This is a genomic window from Glaciecola sp. 2405UD65-10, assembly GCF_048820975.1.
Classification (GTDB): Bacteria; Pseudomonadota; Gammaproteobacteria; order Enterobacterales; family Alteromonadaceae; genus Glaciecola.
Genome location: NZ_JBMEUF010000003.1, coordinates 48,096 through 67,764, shown reverse-complemented (window position 1 = coordinate 67,764; position 19,669 = coordinate 48,096). Strand labels below are relative to the sequence as shown.

The window sequence follows — 19,669 nt, the reverse complement described above, 5'->3', positions numbered from 1 at the left end:
CGTTAATTTAGCTGGCTTATATAGGCCGCTAAATTTGCTACATCTTGCTCAGAAGCTATTACCTTGCTAGCCGCCTTCATTTGCTGGCCATAAGTATCGCTTTGTTTATTGCCTCGAATATCTAGGCGAAAGTGGTTCAACTGCGTCGCTAAATACCAGTCATTTAAGCCACTGAGTTTTGGAGCGCCTAGTGCATCATTACCTTGTGCGTTAGCGCCATGGCAGGCAACGCAGGTTTGATACAAGGCTTCACCTTTTGAGGTATTTGCTTTTAAGGTGGGTTTAGGTTTACTTGAATTAGTGTTGGCCACCCATTGTGCAATTGAACTGAGTTCTTCATCGCTTAAGGCGCTTACCATAGGGCGCATTTCACCACCGCGATCATCTTCACTATGTGCGCCACGAATGCCACTTTTAAAATTATGTAACTGGCGCTCAACATAGCTTTTTGACAAATCACTTAAGCGGGGTGCACCAATATTAGGATTGCCTTTTAGTTGGCTACCATGGCAAACGGTACAATATTCAAGGCCAGCGGGAGTGGCTTTATCTAACGCCGTGCTAGTAAAGGCCGTTAGTAATAAACTGGCGGTTAATATTAGTGATTTAACTAACATACTGCGCTCCTTGTGCATCTTTACCCGTGCTTACGCGAGTTTTTACACTGGCATTTAGCATTTTATTTAATTGCTCAAGCGCTTGATCACTCGAAGCTAGCGCCCCTTCTTGCCAGCCACTGTGATGGCTAATTTGGTCACCTATCATAAAATGACGCCCCTCTGGCTTTTGTAAAACGTGATAGTATTTATCAAAGTCTTCTTTACCCATGCGCATGCCGCAACCCATTTGATGGTTCATGCGAGCCCAAGGAATACTTATTCCGTTCTCAATATATTTAGAATACCCAGGGTGAATCTTTTCGCCTGATTTAGCTCCCACCACTAAGCGCTCGCTTGGCGTCATGGCTTCAAAGGCGGCACTGGCTTTTGGATCCCAAGTGTATGCACCAAGTAATATGCCTTTGTTGGCGTGAATATCATGTGAGGGATACCAAACTTGGGCGATTGGGTCAGCGGTGTAGGAAATACCGCCGTAAATGCCTTCTTTTTCCCAGAAACGTTCTTTCATTTGATAAGCAATTTTAAATAAATGACCACGCTTAATGCTGTTCAAGCCTGCTTGATACGTTTCTGAAAAGTTGTTTTCTATGCCTGCCATGAAGTAAGCAGGAATATTGTTAAAGCAGTAGTCGGCTTTAATGGTGTGGAACTGGCCATTTTGCTCGTAGGTTATTTCTACGCCGTCTTCATGGTTGTAAATCTTTTTAACTTGCGCGCCCAACACTGGCTTTGACGTTAAATGGCGCTCAAAACCTTTTACCACGGCATCCATTCCGCCAACTGGTTCAAGCAATGGCTCACACCAATCGTACACTTCTGCACCTAGTAAACCGCCCCGCCAAAAATTACTATTTAGCATGGCTTTTAACTCAATGGGCGTGTTGACTTCAGGGTATTGCAACATGCGATCAGTGGTTGAACCTGCGCGCTCTGAACCTATATATTTACCGGTTTCACTTAAGTCACCGTATGACTTAGCAAACTGCATGAGTTTGGCCAAATCTTCTTCACTAAGTAGTTGGTCAAACGTGCTTGCATCGGCTGACTTCCACAGTAATTCAGACAATAAACCACGAGCATCGGTATTGTATTCAATTTGGCGAATAGGTTTGCCGCCAAATGATTCATCATCTTGAAAGTAGGCTAACTTACAGCTATTCGCTTTGACCTGTAATGGCACACCAAGCGCTCTACAATAGTGCAAAATGCGGCGATGATGCCCTGGAATACGTGCCGGGCCGCAGTTGAAAAACAAGTTTTCTTGGTTATCAAAACGACAGGTTTGTGGCTGCCCCATTTCGTCAATTTTGTCACCATGGCGAACCGTGAGGTTGCGCCCACCTGCTCGGTGTGATGCTTCTAATATAGTGCAATGATAGCCCGCTTTTTCTAATTCAATCGCGGTGGCTAGGCCTGCTATTCCTGCCCCGAGTATTACCACGCTTTGCTTATCTTTTTTGTTTGCGGGTGCTACGTTTACAGGGCCGGCGTAAGTGTCGTGCCCCATCATTCCCATAGCTACACTGGCTTTCATAATGGCTGATGAACCGCCAGCTATGCCAACGTACGATAAAAACTGCCTTCTTGTAATATTCAACATAGGTATTTAACGCGAATCCCAAATTACCATTGCCTGTTTTCAGGCTTATTTAATTATGGCTTTATGCTAGCGATACTTAGGGCAATACAGAACGCAATAAAATATAGAGGGGGAACGATATTTTTTATATACCCCTTAAAACCCTGTAGCAAAATCGGTATATGTTCGACTAAATTAGACATCGTAAAAATTATTTTACAGCCTTCACATTTTCAAATAAGACGGTAAATTTTTTGTGGCATTAAATTTGCCTTATTCACTTATTAGCATTTTTGTTTGTATGGAAACATTCTAAAAAAATGCACCAATTTTAAACGCCAAGGAAATTTTACATTTATATTTCAGCAGCCTTTACACAATGAATACTAAACAACTCAAATACTTTTTAGCCACGGCTGATCAAGGCAGTATTACTGCTGCAGCGCGCGAGCTTGATGTTGCGCAGCCCGCGGTAAGCTTGCAGTTGGCTAATTTAGAGCATGAACTAAAAACAAAGTTATTTGAACGTGATTTTAGGGGCGTAGAGTTAAATGATGCAGGGCGTATGTTTGAAGAATATGCCCGCGACATTCTTGATAAAATGGATGGCGCTAAAGCGGCGTTATTAGGCAGTAAAGACGTGTATCAAGGTAAAGTGGTGGTTGGTTTGAGCCAGTCATGCTGCAATGTATTATCGATTGATTTACTCACCGAATTAGAACATCGCTTTCCCAATATTGAACTTACATTTAAAATTGCGCTGTCTAATTCAGTTGAAAAATGGCTAAGCGAAGAGAAAATAGATATTGCGCTTACCTTCGATGCACCGGTACATTCTTCAGCGGTACGTGCTATTCCTTTGATCAAAGAAAACTTATATTTATATATATCGAGCCAACCTAAAAACCCAGCATATAGTGAACTGGCGGTGTTTGGTTCGGTAGAATTTAATGACCTACAGCATTACGATATATTTTTACCGGGCAAGCAAGATGCCTTGTGTAAAATGCTATTTAACCAAGCTAAAAAGAATAAAATACCGCTTAAACCTAAGCCTGCTTTTGGCCAACTCATGACTACCCTATACTATGTAACGCAAGGCTTTGGCTTAGTCGTGCTTCCCTCTTCAGGGGTATTTCATCTAGAAAGTAGCAAGCAAATTCGGGCAATCAATATTGTGAAGCCTAAGCTACAGCGTGAGGTTTACTTACAAATTGCGAGTAATAAATCACGAGAAAAAGCCGTAAACGTAGTATATGAATTAATTAGGGAAATAACTGCAAATGCACACGCACAAAACAACTGGCGTGGTGAGTTGCTAGATGAAAAATATGCACAAACCTCAGTAATAGAAGTGAGTAAATTTGTGCAAGAATAAGAAAATGTGAGTTGGCCATGTAAGCCGGGTTCTGTTTTCTTTCTACAATTACTCATAAAAAGAATGACAATCATTCGTCTAGGCTATTAATCGCTCAATAGCTCAAGCAACCTACCCGTTCCCAACGCGGGCCGCGCCGTAAGGGAACCTATTTGGTCTTGCTCCGGGTGGAGTTTACCTTGCCATATACTGTTGCCAGCAATGCGGTGCGCTCTTACCGCACCCTTTCACCCTTACCCAATATGCAAGCATATTAGGCGGTCTTCTCTCTGCTGCACTTGTCGTCGGCTCACGCCGCCCAGACGTTATCTGGCACCCTGCCCTGTGGAGCCCGGACTTTCCTCCCCTTCATAACAAGTATGAAGCAGCGATTGTCTGGCCAACTCGGGCGGGAGTATAAACTATGCGTTAGCGTTGTGGTAGATATTTTGCACGTCGTCGCAGTCATTTAGCATATCCATGAATTTTTCAAACATGGGCATGTCGGCTTCGTCAATATCTTTGGTGTCTTGTGGTACCCAGCTAATTTCTTCAACATCAAATTCAATATCAGGAAACGCAGCTAATAAAGCCGTTTTTGCTTTGAAAAATTCAGTGTGTGGAACAAATACGGTAACTGCGCCATCTTCTACTTCTACATCACTTACGTCTACGTCGTCTTCCATTAGCGCTTCAAGTACTACTTCATCATCACTGCCCTTGAAACCAAATATAGCGAGGTGATCAAACATAAATGCTGATGAGTTTTGCGCACCTAGCTTGCTGTCAGTTTTAGTAAAGCAATTACGTACGTCAGTAATGGTGCGGTTAACGTTGTCAGTTAGGCAATCCACTATTACCATGCAACCACCTGGGCCGAAACCTTCATAACGCGCTGGCGCAAAATCTTCGCCTGCGCCACCGGCAGCTTTATCAATGGCTTTGTCTATAACATGGGCGGGTACTTGGTCTTTTTTGGCTTTATCAATTAAGCGGCGCAAAGACAAGTTAGCATCAGGGTCTGTGCCACCGTTTTTAGCTACTACGTAAATTTCTTTACCGTACTTTGAATATACTTTAGTTTTCACCGCGGCCGTTTTTGCCATCGATACTTTTCTTACTTCAAATTTTCTTCCCATAACACTCTCATTTCTTCACCGTAATAGGTGCTTTGTTATTTTTAATTCAACATTATGCGTATATTGTAACGAATATTTTCGTTACCGCCTATAGCCTGTAGGCTTTAGGCTAAATGTGGGCGTTGTAAATATTCTCTTGACTGCATTTCTTGTAAACGGCTTAAGCAACGCTGAAATTCAAATGACAACCTACCCGAGGTATATAATTGTTCAACCGCAACTTCCCCCGACATAATCAACTTCACATTGCGCTCGTAAAATTCGTCAACCATTGCTATGAAGCGCCTTGCAATGTCATCACTGCTTTCATTCATTTGTTTAACGTTTGCTAGCAAAACCGTTTGATACAAGCGGCTCAGCTCAATGTAGTCAGTATGGCTGCGCGGCCCATCACATAAGGCCTCAAATTCAAACATTACCACACTCTCAGCCTTTTTCAGGCAAGGGATTTCGCGCCCTTCAATTTCAATAAATGTATTACTTTCAAAAGTTTCAGCCGCTAGCTTATTAAAATATAAATCTAGGTTTTGCTGGGCTTCATCATCTAAGGGGGAATGATAAATTTCGGCTTGCTCAAGGGTGCGCATGCGGTAGTCAGTGCCGCTGTCAACGTTTACCACCCGGCAATGCTCGTTTATAAGAGCTATAGCAGGTAAAAATCGTGCGCGCTGCAGGCCATTCTTATACAGGCCATCAGGTACTATGTTTGATGTAGCAACAAGCACTATACCGTGTTCAAACAACTCTTCCATTAGCGTGCCTAAAATCATGGCATCGGTAATATCTGATACAAAAAATTCATCAAAACATATGATTTTAGTTTCGCTGGCTAGCTTTTTAGCAATAATTTTAAGTGGGTCTTGTTGTTTATCAAGCTGCTTCATTTCATTGTGAATACGATGCATAAAGCGATGAAAATGCACGCGCATTTTATCTTCAAAAGGAAGGCACTCGTAGAACGTATCAACTAGGTAGGTTTTACCGCGCCCCACACCGCCCCAAAAATAAATGCCTTGGATTTCTGGGCGCGTCATTTTTTTACCGAAGGTAGCTTTAAGCGTTACTCGCCAAGTTCTTTTCTTTTTAGGCTGAGTAATTTCGTCAAACAAGCGCTGCAATTCTTTTACTGCGTTTTCTTGTGCTTCGTCATATTGAAAATCAATTAACGATAAATCGTCTTGATACTTTTCCCAAGGACCCATCAACTTCTCTTTCTCGTTAAAACTACTTTTAAATTATTCTAATTATTGTAAAGCGCGTAAATGCTTGCCGCTTAACCCGCTAGCATTTGCGGCCGTAGTTCACCTACAATTACCGTCATGGTGATCATTTGCTGGTCGCGGCTCACCACTATTATCATTTCAGAACCCGGTTGGGTTTCTGCGATTAAATCGAGCGCTTTGTTGGTGTTGTCAAGTTGTACGCCGTTTATAGATAACAGTACGTCATTGACTCGCAAGCCGGCTGTGTGGGCAGGCCCATTTACGGCAACTTCTTCTACCAATATGCCTTGCGTGTCATTGTAGCCTTTACCGCTAAAACCCAACTGGCCGCGGCGAACAGTGCCGTTCTCTATTATTTCATCCATTACGCGCTTTGCTAAAGGATATGGCACAGCAAAGTTAACACCCACTACATCTTGAATGCGGCGGCGGTTATCTATTGTTTTAAAGTTGGCGTTGGTAATGCCCACTAAGTAGCCGTTTGAATCAACTAGCGCGCCGCCTGAATTACCTTGATTTAACACGGCATCGGTTTGTACAAAATCAAAATAATTGGCTAAACCTGTGTGCCCTGTTCTACTAACAATACCAGAGGTGATAGTTTGACCTAAATCCAAGGGATTTCCTATTGCCATTACTACATCCCCTACGCGTAGGTCAGGGTCGGGAAACTGCGGAATAACGTGCAAACCTTCAGCTTCTACTTTTAATACGGCTAAATCAGTGACTTCATCAAACCCAATTAATTGTGCGGGTACTACGCGGCTGTCTTGCAAGGCCGCATATATGCTGTCAGCGTTTTTGATTACGTGGTAACAGGTAAGTAGGTAGCCGTCTTCACGCATAACCACGCCAGAACCTAAGCTAGTGCGCTCGGTTGTGCGGTTGCGAAACAATCTGCGGTTACTTTCTTCAATTTCTATACTGTAAATATTGGCAACAGCGGGCGCGCTTCTAGCAAGGGCGTCATAGTAACTGAGCCTAGGGGGAAGCTTTTCTTCTTTATTGAGCCAGGTAATGTCTAAACCTTCACCCTTTCTAAATTCAGGGAAAAATAGTAGTAATATAGCCGCCACAACAACACCTAGCATAATAGGTTTGAATAGAGCTAATAAGATTCGAGACAACATTGACATGGTATTTTAAATTCCTAGTTAAGCACTGATCATAGCAAAAAGCACAGTACTCGCATAGGTGTTAGCCAAGTGTTTATGTTAATTAGGAGATATGTGAATAGTTTTGTGGCTTACATTTTTTTAAATATGAGTAAATATATATTATATGTCATAAAAAGGCCTGAAACCGATGCAATATTCGGAGCCGGCCTTTTAGGTTTAAGTTAATAACTAAATACTTGGTGCCATGCCCATGCAGCTTGCATAATAAGTGGTAGTGGCTGGCCAGTCTGAAAATACACCAATTACCCCCACATCTTTTGCCAGTACATCAAGTAACTTCATTTGGTCACCGTCATTATTTACGGCATTGCTTATGGTTTGATAGTACCAATCGCCGCCTTGGTCAAGAGGGCCTGAGCGTTCTAAGGACCAGGTAATAATGTTTAAGCCCGCATCTTTTGCAGCAATCGCATAATCAGAAGGGATAATATTGCCGGCGCTATCTTCTGTTACTAGCATCCACGTAGGTGGTGCAATGGTGGTTAGCCCTTCATCGGCTAGTGCTTGCATGCTTGGTACCCAGCTGCTGCTATCGTTAATATCAAACCCGCTGTCGCCGTAGCGGCCATCTAGGTAAACTACCTGCGGAGCAAACTCAGGTGCATTAGCAATCCAATAACGTACGTCAGTTAAATCAAAAGATTGTAGCCAAACTTGGTCAGCAGGCACGTTGGCGGCAATGTAGTCATCAACCATCTTTTGTGCGTAGTCTGATTGGGTCATGCCGTCAAATGGCATAGTGACGCTTGCTGATTTAAGCTCTGGTGTCATTTTGGTGCCTAACTCTTTAAACAGCTCAATACTTTCAGCGTGGGTAAGTAAAGTACCGCGGCTGTCGTATAGGTCAGTGCGCCAAGTAGCTGTGCCATCTAAATATTCTTCTACCGTGGTGCCATTAGGGTTGGCCGCATCCATTTTACCTTTTAAGGTTTTAAATTCTGCTAAGGTAATATCACTTGTACAACAACGTGCTTGAGCAGCAACACCGTTTTCAGGATCCGCTGGTATAAAAGGTACCGAGCATTTGGCAGCTAAATCCGTTTCAAGAATATTCGTGGTTGTATGCAAATCACATTGTGAGTGACGGCAAACAAGCTCTTTGTCTTGAGTAAAAGTAGTATCACACTCTAGAATTCCTGCGCCCATTCTAGCTGCGGCTTCGTATGCTTCTTTTGTGTGCTCTGGATACTGCAAAGGAGCACCGCGGTGGCCTATTGAAAAGTCTGTTTTATAAAACGGGCCTTCTGAACATGCTTGTAAGGCCGTTTTAAGGCTTCCCTCATCCATATCATCTACTAAAAAATAAGGCCGAGTGCCCACTTGAATATCAGTACCGGTACCCTGGGGAACAGGCACTATTACCGGAACTTCAACTTGTTCAATCACGGTAACGGTATTTTCAACAATTACATCTTTTTCTATTTCAATAACGTCGGTGTCACCATCACAACCATAAAGTGCAGTAGCTACTACACCTAATAATGCGAGTTTTATCATTTTATTCATTTTTATTTTGCCTAATTAGTGTAAGTCAAAATAAAGAGTAACCGTAGAATATGACGTTTTTTTTGATTTTTAATGAACGCTTTATGGGATTTATATGACAGTGTGTTACAAATTATTCGCAAAAAAAAGGCCGGCAATAAGCCGGCCTTTATATTCGTATGTGTAATAACTTACTAGCGAAGTATGGTCATTAGCTGTGTGTTACCGCGTTGTACGGTAACTGCCACTACACCTTTGCTTTCTTCAATTAAACGCGTTAAATCAGATAAGTTTGTTACACGGTTTCTATTTGCACCAATAATAACGTCACCCACTCTGAAACCCACTCTAGCAGCAGGAGAGCCTTTAGCTACCTCGGCTACAACAACGGCTGCACGGCTTTGGTTGTCAACGCCATTTTCAAGCTCTGCGCCATCAAGAAGTGGATGTAAGTCTTTAGCTTCAATGTTAGCTACACTGGCTGAACCTAAGGTCACCATAACGGTTTTCGTGTCACCGCTTCGAACCAAGGTAAGCTCAACTTTCGTGCCCGCGACTAAACTACCAATTTTTGCGCGCAGTTCGTTAAAGCCGTTTACTTCGTTACCGTTAATTTCGGTGATGATGTCACCCGCTTCAATACCGGCGTCATCAGCGGCAGAATCTTCCACTACTTCACGTACAAAGGCACCAATATTTATATCAGAGTCAAGCGCCTCAGCTAATGCTGAATCAACGTCTTGGCCTAAAATACCTAACAAGCCACGGCGAACCTCACCAAATTCGGCGATTTGATCAACCAAGCTTTTCATCATATTGCTCGGAATAGCAAAGCCTATGCCTACATTGCCACCGTTTGGCCCAAAAATAGCGGTGTTTATACCCACTAATTCACCACGCAGGTTTACCAAAGCGCCACCTGAGTTACCGCGGTTTATAGCCGCATCGGTTTGAATGAAATCTTCATAGCCACCAATATTTAAGCCCGAGCGCCCTAAAGCACTCACAATGCCTGAGGTAACAGTTTGGTTTAAACCAAATGGATTACCAATAGCCACTACAAAATCACCTACACGTAATTTATCAGAATTTGCTAGGTCAACTTGAACAAGGTTGTCAGGCGCTATTTTTAACAAGGCAATATCGCTTTGTTCGTCTGCACCTAGTTTTTCAGCTTCAAGTTCGCGGCCATCAGTTAGCTTAACAATAATTTTGTCAGCGTTATCAACCACATGATTATTGGTAACCACATAGCCATTTTCAGCATCAATAATTACACCTGAACCCAAACCACGAAATGGGCGTTCTTGTGCTTGTTGGTTTTGCTCACCAAAAAAGTACTTAAACATTTCAGGCACTTGCTGTGACCTAGTGGTTTGCGTTCCCGACACAGCTATACTAACAATTGCAGGTGTTGTCTCTTCTAGCATAGGGGCTAGCGAGGGCAGTTCTTCTTTTGAGAAAAAGGGAATACCTGCAACTGCACTGGCCGATGAAGCCGCAATAAAAACGGCGCTTACCAGCGCAATTGAGGTTTGGCGTATAATTTGATTCATGTAGCAACTTACTCCTAAATTAGAATACCTGTTATAGACTCTAACTTAGGGGCATTAGTTCACAAATCAAGTTAAATGTTTGCTTTTTATTTTCCTGATTTGGCGGCAGCTGCAGAGTCTATTGCTGTGGGGTTTCCAGCAAATAAACCCGAACTGTTATTCGCGAAGTCCTTAGGTTGCGCTTCGCTACTGTCGTTGTGAACTGGCACATCGTTTTCACCAGTATTACGCAAAAACAAACTAGCATGCTCGCCAAAGAAAGGCGTGCTGTTACCGTCACTTTCAGACGGCTGTAATGACTGTTCATATTGTGCAATAGACTGACGCAATGCGTTTAACTCGTTTTCTATATTATTAAGGCTACCCTTGCTGCTTTGAATATGGCCTTGTGCTTGTTGCTCTAGTAGCGATTTAAGCTCAACTTCAGTGTGTGTATTGGCTTTTGAGCGCGCCTTTGTTACAGAGCTAGACCAAAACCAAGCAACAATAAAACCAATTAGAGCGCCTATGCCTAAACCTACTAATAATGTAACTATGTCCATTTAATGCTCCTTTGTACTGTTGCGTATGGGTGAATTTTTGACCAAGCCAAAGTAAGTTGCAAGATCTATTTTCACCTGTAAGGCTATTCGCTTATGCGCTGAATATTTGCACCCAGCCCACCCAACTTAGCTTCTATTGCTTCATAGCCTCTATCTAAATGATAAATTCTATCGACTATAGTTTCGCCGTTGGCTACAAGCCCAGCTATTACCAAACTAGCGGATGCACGTAAATCGGTTGCCATTACCTGCGCACCTTTAAGCTTAGATGAACCATTGGTTACTGCACTATTACCTTCTAGTTCAATTTTGGCGCCCATTCTATGTAGTTCGGGCACATGCATAAAGCGGTTTTCAAAAATGGTTTCGGTAATTACACCCGGGCCTTCGGCTACAGCATTCATGGTTACAAACTGCGCTTGCATATCAGTTGGAAAGCCTGGATGCGGCATTGTTTTTAAACTCACCGCTTTAGGCGCTTGGCCTTTCATATCTAATGAAATCCAATCTTCACCTGTTTCAATATGGGCACCGGCTTGCTCTAATTTGCTAATGACTGCATCAAGCGTATCAGGGGCTGCCTTTTCGCAGCGAATCTTACCTTTAGTTACAGCGGCGGCCACTAAAAATGTGCCCGTTTCAATGCGATCAGGTAAAATGTCGTAATTACAGCCTTGCAGTGTTTCAACGCCCTGAATGGTAATTTTGTCGGTACCTGCACCGCTCACATTCGCGCCCATTGCGTTTAAGCAATTTGCTAGGTCAACAATTTCAGGTTCGCGCGCGGCGTTTTCTAAAATAGTTTCGCCATCAGCTAAGGCTGCTGCCATCATAAGGTTTTCTGTTGCACCCACGCTTACCATATCCATAAATATAAACGCGCCTTTTAAGCGGCCATTTACAGAAGCACGCACGTACCCCTCTTCAACATCTACTTTAGCACCCATTTTTTCTAGGCCAGTTAAATGAAGATTTACAGGGCGAGCACCAATGGCACACCCACCAGGTAATGAAACGTTTGCTCTACCATACTTCGCCAATAAAGGGCCAAGCACTAATATAGAAGCGCGCATGGTTCTAACAAGTTCGTATGAAGCGGTTACGCTATTAAGCTTACTTGCATCTAGCTCTACCGTATCGGTGGCTAGTTGATTCACTTTTGCACCTAAATCTTTTAGTAACAAAAGGGTGGTGTTAATATCGCGTAAGTTCGGAACATTGGTAAAAGTACACGCACTACTAGCAAGCAAACTAGAGATTAATACTGGCAAAGCCGCGTTTTTCGCACCGGAAATAACCACAGTGCCCGACAAAGGCGGACTTTGTTTTATGCTGAGTTTGTCCACTAAGCGTCCTTAAATAAGAGGGTTGATCAATTGAAAAGCTTTTCGCGCTGCCATTGCTGCTCGGAAAAGGTTTTTATGCTTACGGCATGAATTGTGCCATCTGCAATAAGCTCAGACAACGGAGCATAAACTAATTGTTGTTTTTTTACTCTGCTCATGTCAGAAAATCTATCGTCAATTGCAATAATTTGAAAATGGGTGCCTTCGCTTTTTACTTTCACATCACTTAAAGCGAGCTTTTCAGTAAGCATGTTGGCAATGTCTTCGTTGGTCATAGTTACGCCTGTAAAATTTCTTTCGCGCCGCTCAAGTCGGCAAGGTGCAGTAGTTTATCGGGTACGTCTGCAAAGGTCACGTTTATATTTTTTGCTTTGCCATCGCGTACAATATTTATTAACCAAGCTAAGCCAGCGGTGTCTACCCGTTCAACGTTTTTAAGGTTTACTAATAGCTGCTTAGCGCTAGCCATGGAATGCACGCTAGATTTAGCTAAGCCTTGAAAAAAATCTTTGCTTAATGAATCGCGATCCAAATTTCCTGATAAGTTAAGGCTAGCGTTACCGCTAGCGTCTACTACTAGGTTTTGTTCCACTACTATGAAGCCTCTTTGTCAGCATTTTGCAACACAATAGGTTGGCGAATGCTAGCACGCATAGACTCAATAACCTTAGCAATGCCATCTTTACGTAGTATGCTTTCGAATTCGCTTTGCTTGCTTGAAAGTAAACTAATGCCTTCAGCAATCATGTCATAAGCCTGCCATTCACCTGAGCGTGGATCTTTGCGCACTTTAAAAGCGACTTTTATGTCAGGGCGTACGTTGTCTTTAATTACGGCTCTAACCGTTACGTCATTACGGTCAGAAAAATCACGTTCCGGCTCAAACTCAACGGTCTGATTATCATAATATCCCATGGCCACCGCATAGCTGGTAATTAAATACTCTCTAAATACCGTTACAAATTCTAGCAGCTCTTTCTTTTCCACGCGCCTTGCATATTTACCAAGCACTTTAAATGCTGAAAAACGGTAATCAATGTAAGGCATTAATTCTTCTTCCATGATCACGCGTAAAATTTCAGGGTCTTGAACTAAGTTTTTTTGTTCAGCTTTAATGCGAGCGAAGGTTAAAGATGCGGCTTCTTGCACCATTTGATATGGGTCATCTTGAGCTACCCTTTCACGCTCGGCTTGGCCTTGTATAGCGCTTACCGAAATCGCGGCTTGTTCTTGCGCTGCATTCACCGAAGTGCTTGTTCCTAATAACATTGTGCAAGAAACAAACGCGGCACAAGCTGCGGTTGCAAAATAGTTATTCATTGATTATTCGCTTCCTTTATTAAATAAAAATTGACCAATCAAATCTTCTAATACAAGAGCTGATTTAGTATCTATAATTTCTTCGCCATCGGTTAAGTATGGGCAATCGTTCAAGCTGGCTGTTTCGCACACTTTATCTTCTTCAATGCGTACAATATCTTCTGGAAATATAAAACCAGGTTGAAGACCAATGTACTGCTCACCTAATAAGCCAGAGGTTAAAATAGACAAGGTACTTGTATCAGGAAATGTATCAAGGTATTCGCTTGATATGGTAAGCTCTACCACCGGCACTAAGTCAGTATTATGTAAATAAATACGCTCAACACGGCCTACATTCACGCCCCCTACTTTTACAGAAGAACGCGCTTTTAAACCGCCAATGTTGTCAAAGCGTGCGGTGAGCGTGTAGGTTTCGCCGCTACCGCTCATACCTTGATTGGCAACTCGCAAGGCTAAAAGTAAGGTTGCAGCAATTGCTAACGCTACAAATAAACCAACTAAAATTTCTGTTTTTCTTGATGTCATGATGATCCTAACTTATGCCAAACATTAACGCTGTTAATACGAAATCTAAACCCAAAATAGCAAGGGATGAATACACCACGGTTTGAGTGGTTGCTAAACTAATACCTTCAGAGGTAGGGATACACGAATACCCCTTAAACAATGCAATCCATACCACGACTAAAGCGAACACTACTGATTTAATAATGCCATTTAGAATGTCTTTGTCCCATTCCACAGTAGCTTGCATAATAGACCAATAACTTCCCGAATCTACGCCAAGCCAATCAACGCCCACTAAGTGCCCGCCTAATATACCAATAGCAGAAAAGATAAGTGCGAGCATAGGCATACTGATTACACCAGCCCAAAAGCGCGGTGATACTACGCGGCGCAGTGGGTCTATAGCCATCATTTCTAAACTGCTCAATTGCTCGGTGGCCTTCATTAAGCCAATTTCAGCCGTTAATGCGGAACCTGCGCGACCGGCAAATAACAAGGCCGTAACAACAGGGCCTAACTCGCGCAATATAGACAACGCAACCATGGGGCCTAAGCTACCCTCAGCGCCATAACTTACTAGTATAGTATAGCCTTGTAGAGCCATAACCATGCCAATAAACAAACCTGACACTAAAATAATAAGTAACGACTGCACGCCTACCACATACATTTGTAAAATAGTTAAACGTATATTTTTAAACGTTGGAAAAGCGAATAATGCGCCAAATAACATTAACGACGCTTGCCCAATTGACGACATCGTATTGATGGTAGTTCGGCCAAGCCCAGCAAAATAATTGATTATCATATTCATGATGATTCCCCTAATAGCTGGCTAGCAATTGATTTAGCAGGAAAATGAAATGGCACTGGGCCATCAGCGTTGCCCTGCAAAAATTGCTGTACTAAGGGAGAATCAGAATTTTTGATTTGCTCAGGAGTGCCTTCACCAATAATAGATTTATTCGCTAAAATATATGCGTAATCAGCAATTTCGAGCACTTCTGTTACGTCATGAGTTACCACAATAGACGTTAAATCCAAGGCTTTGTTTAAGGCTTTAATAAGCGTAACAAGTACGCCCATAGATATTGGGTCTTGGCCTGCAAATGGTTCGTCATACATAATTAAATCAGGGTCAAGGGCGATTGCCCTTGCAAGAGCAGCTCTTCTCGCCATTCCGCCTGACAACTCACTTGGCATAAGCTGCGCTGCACCACGAAGGCCAACTGCTTCAAGTTTCAAGGTAACAATGGTTTCTATAACGCTTTCACTTAGTTGAGTATGTTCACGTAGGGGGAATGCCACGTTGTCAAATACCGACATATTGGTAAATAAGGCACCGCTTTGGAATAACATGCTCATTTTGCGGCGCATTTCATATAAGCGGGTGCGTGATACTTCATGAACATTTTCGCCTTGAAACAACACTTCGCCTGAACTAGGCCTTAATTGCCCGCCAATGATTTTTAGCAAGGTAGTTTTACCAATCCCGCTTGGCCCCATAATGGCAGTGATGCCACCTTTTTTGACCGATAAAGAGATGTCTTTGTATATTTCACGATCGCCACGAGAAAACAGCATATCATTTATGCTGACTACGAGATCGGAAGTGGTGTGGTTTTCAGACATTAACAGTTGGCCATGTTGAGGAATGATATTTCTAATTTTTTGTTGTACCTGATTGAGACGCAACTAAAAGTCACAAAGTTCATATTATTTAACTTCATCCTTGCCTCCATCCGTACTATTAACGTAATGAATACGCTCGCTCACGGCTTTTGATCATAGTGCTCAATAAAGCAACGAACTAGCATTATGGCTTACGTAATTACCATATAAACGCAAATTAGTAGACCTCTATCTTTACAAAGAAATTTCAGCTTGAATCTAATGCGCTCACTTTTTTGCTTAACAGCTTGTTTTATAAACACTTGTGCTCATATTCTGTTAAGCCTTTCAATATTGGTACATTGTAGCGTTTTTCAAGCTTTCGCGCCCTAAAAAATCGTAACAAAACGTACATTTTAATTATATATCTTATTTATTTTTGATTTTATGTGATTTCGTTAGCTGAAATCGCTACAATTTGAGACAATAAAGTTGTTGTCAATTGCAAGAAGAATCATTAGTGATTATAAATTTAGTAATTTTCTTAGTGGGTTTAGTGGTACTTAGTTGGAGCGCTGACCGTTTCGTTTATGGTGCATCGGCCTTAGCAAAAAATATAGGCGTTGCGCCTATGATGATTGGTTTAACAATTGTGGCAATGGGCTCATCTGCGCCTGAAATTGTTGTGGCTGCGACTGCCTCACTCTCTGGTAGCTCCGATACCGCTGTCGGCAATGCCTTAGGTTCTAACATTACTAACATTGCTTTGGTGTTAGGTATTACTGCAATGATAAAACCCTTATTGGTATCATCTACTACGCTGCGCCGCGAGTTGCCAGTGATGCTGCTTATTACCCTTATTGCCGTGTATTTTTTGTCTGATAGCGAACTAACAAGAATCGAAGGGATTATTCTTATTTCCCTATTTGTTTTTGTTATTGCGGGTATGGCGGTGTTGTCATTTAAAGTAGAAAAGAATGACCCACTAGTTGCCGAAACTGAAACGGAAGTCCCGAGTAACGTACCGACCACTAATGCAGTATTTTGGGTCATTGTTGGCTTAATATTACTGCCATTAAGCGCCCACTTCCTAGTTGATTCAGCCGTTTACATTGCTCGCTACTACGGCATTAGTGACTTAGTCATTGGCTTAACTATTATTGCCATTGGTACCAGTTTGCCCGAGCTTGCCGCGAGTGTGGCAGGCGTATTAAAAGGTGAAGACGACTTAGCGCTAGGTAATATTATTGGTTCAAACATATTTAATTTACTGGCCGTATTAGCGATGCCAGGCTTAATTCATCCTTCAGTGATAGATGGTGCTGCCGCAAACAGAGACTCATTGGTTATGTTAGGCTTGTCAGTGTTGTTATTTGTTTTTTGTTTTAACTTTCGCGGCACACGGCAAATTAACAGAACCGAAGCGGGTATCTTTATACTCATATTTTTAGGCTATCAATACGTGTTGTTTTCATAATTTATGACTTATTTAAGCTCTGCTAAACAAACTTTTTCGATTCAAACCGATGCGCTTCAATCGCTAGCCAACAATTTAGACAGTAGCTTTACCGAAGCCTGTGATTTGCTATTGCAATGCAAAGGCAAGGTTGTGGTATGTGGCATGGGTAAATCGGGCCACATAGGCAACAAAATTGCAGCTACGCTCGCAAGCACTGGCACTCCCTCATTTTTTATGCACCCGGGTGAAGCGAATCATGGTGATTTTGGCATGTTAAGCCCAAATGACGTTTTGATTGGTATTTCTAATTCAGGCGAAACCGCCGAACTAGTAGGTTTACTCCCGTCAATAAAAAGAATTGGTGTACCCATTGTGGCTATTACCAACAATGCGAAAAGTAGTTTAGCGCAAGCCTCAGCGGTTAGTTTGTTGCTTGGCGTAACCAAAGAAGCGTGTTCTTTAGGCTTGGCTCCCACAACCAGCACTACTGCTACCCTAGTACTAGGAGATGCTATAGCCGTTGCGCTTTTAGAAGCGAAAGGATTTACCGCAGAAGATTTTGCGTTTTCTCATCCGGGCGGTGCTTTAGGTAAGCGTTTGTTACTTACCGTAAATGACATAATGGCTAGTGGCGATGACATTCCTCTTGTATCGCAAAATGATTCATTAAAACAAGCCTTACTTGAAATTTCATCAAAGGGTTTAGGTATTACCGGCATAACAAATGAGCAAAATACCTTAGTAGGGATATTTAGTGACGGTGATTTGCGCAGAACCCTTAACTCACCGATTGATATTCAAACCACGTCAATACAAAGTGTAATGACCAAAGGCGGCGTTCATATTAACGCTAACGCGTTAGCAATAGACGCCCTTAACTTAATGCAAAGTAAGCGTATTAGTGCCCTGTTTGTAGTTAACGAAGAAAACCAAGCGGTCGGCGCACTTAATATGTACATGCTGTTAAAAGCAGGAGTGGTATAACATGGCTCAACCCATTATTGATGAAAACATACCTAGTGCTAACCAAGAAGGCGCCGCTCATAGTGTAGCGACTTTATACCAAGCAGTTCCTTCTAAAATTTTTGATGCATGCAAGCAAATTAAATTAGTGGTGTTTGATGTAGATGGCGTATTCAGTGACGGCAGTATTTACCTAGGTAACAATGGCGAAGAATATAAAGCCTTCAATACTAAAGATGGTTATGGGGTGAAAGCACTCAAAAGCTGTGGCATTGATGTGGCTGTTATAACTGGGCGCGATTCAGCTATTGTGAAAAACAGAATGAGCGCCTTAGGCGTTAAACATTTAGTGCAAGGACGTGAAGACAAACACACGGCGTTAACTGACTTACTAAATCAACTTAAGCTTGAAACTAGCCAAGTGGCGAGCATGGGTGATGATATGCCTGATGTAGGTATGTATAGGTTGTCGGCTATTAAAGTAGCGGTAAATGATGCGCACCCATATGTAAAACAACAAGCTAACTTTATAACGACCCTTGGTGGTGGCAAAGGTGCGGTTCGCGAGTTTTGCGATTTGCTTTTGCAAGCACACGGTAAATTAAATATGCAACATGGTGCCAGCGTATGAATAGAACCGGCTGGAGTGTGTTATTCATATTTGCAGCCGTGGTAGCTTTGTACGTGTCTATTTTGTTTCAAGATCCCAAAGAACAAAGCAGCGAAAAAGGCGACCGTGAACTTATTCCAAATTATAGTGCCCTAAACTTAAACAGTAAGTTATACGATAAAAACGGCAAATTAAGTCACCAAGTAGCGGCTGATAAAATGGAGCATTACGAAGAACTTGGCTTTGCAATTTTTGAAAACCCTGTATACACGCTATTTTTAGATGATGGACAACCGTGGCAAATTACGGCTCAAGAAGGCACCTTGCATAACAACAATAGAATACAACTTGAGAAAAACGTAAAAATTGTTAATTTGCGCAGTGAAGAGTATGTTAAAGCCATTGCTACCGAATTTATTGAAATTGATTTAGAGAGTAAGACCCTGTTTTCTGACCAAGTGGTAGAAATTAAAGGGCAAGATTATTTAGTTACCAGTGTGGGTTTATTTGGTGATTTAGTTACCCAACAATACGAGTTAAAAGAACATGTTAAAACGCAAGTTAACCCCCAGTTTTAAGCACCTAGGGCTACTTTTTATATCAGCAGCCTGTGCGCTGACTTTTCACGCACATGCCCTACCCGCTATGGCGGCACAAACTGCAGAAGATAGCAGTGCTACATCAACCATTGCACAAGATTTTGATTTGCCGGTTACGCTTACGTCAAATCACCAAGCAATTGATGGCAAGAAAAAAACGTCTATTTTTACTGAAAATGTGGTTATTCGCCAAGGCAGTCTAGAATTACTTGCTGACCGCGTTGAACTTGATGCTACCAATGGCAAGCGCCAAGAAGTCATTATAGCAAGCGGCAGCCCCGCCAGTTACAAGCAGCGCTTAGAAGACGGTACTATAGTAGAAGCACGAGCTAACAAAATTGTATATACCGTAGCGTCTAGAACGCTTTCGCTTCGCGGCCAAGCCGTTATTGTGCAAAACGATGTGAAAGTAGATGGTGATTCTATTTTGTTTGATATGGCGAAAGAGCAAATCTTAGCTGAATCTGATGAAAACAGCAGTGGCCCCGTTACTACAGTAATAAGCCCTGGTGCATTTTCGCAAGAAAAGTCTGATTCAGAACAACAATAAACAACGCTATTGAAGGATTGTA

General features: G+C 42.3%; 21 protein-coding genes and 1 other RNA gene. 6 read left to right on the top strand and 16 right to left on the bottom strand.

Annotated features, from left to right (window positions below):
* Positions 1 to 2: 2 nt before the first annotated feature.
* Entirely contained in the window at positions 3 to 617 is a 615-nt protein-coding gene (locus ACOI22_RS15550) for a c-type cytochrome (RefSeq protein WP_420673052.1), read from the bottom strand.
* Positions 607 to 2,220: an FAD-dependent oxidoreductase gene (locus ACOI22_RS15545; RefSeq protein WP_420673051.1), complete on the bottom strand. Its 1,614-nt coding sequence runs from the start codon at positions 2,218 to 2,220 to the stop codon at positions 607 to 609. Before ACOI22_RS15545 ends, ACOI22_RS15550 begins: the two co-directional genes overlap by 11 nt.
* Positions 2,221 to 2,578: 358 nt before the next feature.
* On the opposite strand from ACOI22_RS15545, the gene ACOI22_RS15540 reads away from it, so the two are divergent.
* Positions 2,579 to 3,577: a LysR family transcriptional regulator gene (locus tag ACOI22_RS15540; protein WP_420673050.1), complete on the top strand. Its 999-nt coding sequence runs from the start codon at positions 2,579 to 2,581 to the stop codon at positions 3,575 to 3,577.
* A 3-nt stretch (positions 3,578 to 3,580) separates the two neighbouring features.
* Here the strand turns inward: ACOI22_RS15540 and rnpB are convergent.
* From rnpB to ACOI22_RS15470, 14 genes are all read right to left on the bottom strand, one after another.
* An RNA gene (gene rnpB, locus ACOI22_RS15535) (RNase P RNA component class A) lies at positions 3,581 to 3,964 on the bottom strand.
* Positions 3,965 to 3,978: 14 nt separating this feature from the next.
* The gene (locus ACOI22_RS15530) at positions 3,979 to 4,695 is read right to left on the bottom strand and encodes a YebC/PmpR family DNA-binding transcriptional regulator (RefSeq protein WP_420673049.1); all 717 of its coding nucleotides are present in this window, start codon (positions 4,693 to 4,695) and stop codon (positions 3,979 to 3,981) included.
* 104 nt (positions 4,696 to 4,799) lie between these two features.
* A complete protein-coding gene (gene zapE / locus ACOI22_RS15525) occupies positions 4,800 to 5,897 on the bottom strand; it encodes a cell division protein ZapE (RefSeq protein WP_420673048.1) in 1,098 nt (365 codons plus the stop codon).
* Positions 5,898 to 5,968: 71 nt separating this feature from the next.
* Positions 5,969 to 7,054 (bottom strand): trypsin-like peptidase domain-containing protein, encoded by a 1,086-nt coding sequence (locus ACOI22_RS15520; protein ID WP_420673047.1) that lies wholly within the window; start codon positions 7,052 to 7,054, stop codon positions 5,969 to 5,971.
* A 210-nt stretch (positions 7,055 to 7,264) separates the two neighbouring features.
* Positions 7,265 to 8,602, bottom strand: a complete 1,338-nt coding sequence (locus tag ACOI22_RS15515; RefSeq protein WP_420673046.1) for a glycerophosphodiester phosphodiesterase family protein — start codon at positions 8,600 to 8,602, stop codon at positions 7,265 to 7,267.
* A 173-nt stretch (positions 8,603 to 8,775) separates the two neighbouring features.
* Positions 8,776 to 10,137 carry a DegQ family serine endoprotease gene (locus tag ACOI22_RS15510; protein WP_420673045.1) on the bottom strand — a complete coding sequence of 454 codons (1,362 nt, stop codon included), beginning with the start codon at positions 10,135 to 10,137 and terminating at the stop codon, positions 8,776 to 8,778.
* Positions 10,138 to 10,223: 86 nt separating this feature from the next.
* A complete protein-coding gene (locus ACOI22_RS15505; RefSeq protein ID WP_420673044.1) occupies positions 10,224 to 10,679 on the bottom strand; it encodes a ZapG family protein in 456 nt (151 codons plus the stop codon).
* 83 nt (positions 10,680 to 10,762) lie between these two features.
* On the bottom strand, positions 10,763 to 12,025 hold the full coding sequence (gene murA, locus ACOI22_RS15500) for a UDP-N-acetylglucosamine 1-carboxyvinyltransferase (protein ID WP_420673043.1): 1,263 nt from the start codon (positions 12,023 to 12,025) through the stop codon (positions 10,763 to 10,765).
* Between the two features lie 26 nt (positions 12,026 to 12,051).
* Complete coding sequence (locus ACOI22_RS15495) at positions 12,052 to 12,300, bottom strand: BolA family protein (RefSeq protein WP_420673042.1); 249 nt, start codon at positions 12,298 to 12,300, stop codon at positions 12,052 to 12,054.
* Between the two features lie 2 nt (positions 12,301 to 12,302).
* The gene (locus ACOI22_RS15490) at positions 12,303 to 12,617 is read right to left on the bottom strand and encodes an STAS domain-containing protein (protein ID WP_420673041.1); all 315 of its coding nucleotides are present in this window, start codon (positions 12,615 to 12,617) and stop codon (positions 12,303 to 12,305) included.
* Positions 12,618 to 12,619: 2 nt separating this feature from the next.
* A complete protein-coding gene (locus tag ACOI22_RS15485) occupies positions 12,620 to 13,294 on the bottom strand; it encodes an MlaC/ttg2D family ABC transporter substrate-binding protein (RefSeq protein ID WP_420673281.1) in 675 nt (224 codons plus the stop codon).
* Positions 13,295 to 13,348: 54 nt separating this feature from the next.
* Positions 13,349 to 13,873, bottom strand: a complete 525-nt coding sequence (mlaD, locus tag ACOI22_RS15480; RefSeq protein WP_420673040.1) for an outer membrane lipid asymmetry maintenance protein MlaD — start codon at positions 13,871 to 13,873, stop codon at positions 13,349 to 13,351.
* A gap of 7 nt (positions 13,874 to 13,880) precedes the next feature.
* Positions 13,881 to 14,663 (bottom strand): lipid asymmetry maintenance ABC transporter permease subunit MlaE, encoded by a 783-nt coding sequence (mlaE, locus tag ACOI22_RS15475; RefSeq protein WP_420673280.1) that lies wholly within the window; start codon positions 14,661 to 14,663, stop codon positions 13,881 to 13,883.
* Positions 14,664 to 14,665: 2 nt separating this feature from the next.
* On the bottom strand, positions 14,666 to 15,487 hold the full coding sequence (locus tag ACOI22_RS15470; RefSeq protein ID WP_420673039.1) for an ATP-binding cassette domain-containing protein: 822 nt from the start codon (positions 15,485 to 15,487) through the stop codon (positions 14,666 to 14,668).
* A 499-nt stretch (positions 15,488 to 15,986) separates the two neighbouring features.
* Here ACOI22_RS15470 and ACOI22_RS15465 point away from each other — a divergent pair, with 499 nt between their 5' ends.
* The 5 genes from ACOI22_RS15465 to lptA are packed head-to-tail and all read left to right on the top strand — an operon-like array spanning position 15,987 to position 19,647.
* On the top strand, positions 15,987 to 16,943 hold the full coding sequence (locus ACOI22_RS15465) for a calcium/sodium antiporter (protein ID WP_420673038.1): 957 nt from the start codon (positions 15,987 to 15,989) through the stop codon (positions 16,941 to 16,943).
* Positions 16,944 to 16,946: 3 nt separating this feature from the next.
* The gene (locus tag ACOI22_RS15460; protein ID WP_420673037.1) at positions 16,947 to 17,909 is read left to right on the top strand and encodes a KpsF/GutQ family sugar-phosphate isomerase; all 963 of its coding nucleotides are present in this window, start codon (positions 16,947 to 16,949) and stop codon (positions 17,907 to 17,909) included.
* A 1-nt stretch (position 17,910) separates the two neighbouring features.
* A complete protein-coding gene (gene kdsC / locus ACOI22_RS15455; protein ID WP_420673036.1) occupies positions 17,911 to 18,519 on the top strand; it encodes a 3-deoxy-manno-octulosonate-8-phosphatase KdsC in 609 nt (202 codons plus the stop codon).
* Positions 18,516 to 19,076, top strand: coding sequence for an LPS export ABC transporter periplasmic protein LptC (gene lptC / locus ACOI22_RS15450; RefSeq protein ID WP_420673035.1), 561 nt, complete (start codon positions 18,516 to 18,518; stop codon positions 19,074 to 19,076). Before kdsC ends, lptC begins: the two co-directional genes overlap by 4 nt.
* Positions 19,045 to 19,647: a lipopolysaccharide transport periplasmic protein LptA gene (gene lptA / locus ACOI22_RS15445; protein ID WP_420673034.1), complete on the top strand. Its 603-nt coding sequence runs from the start codon at positions 19,045 to 19,047 to the stop codon at positions 19,645 to 19,647. The genes lptC and lptA overlap by 32 nt, the downstream gene beginning before the upstream one ends.
* Positions 19,648 to 19,669: the final 22 nt, after the last annotated feature.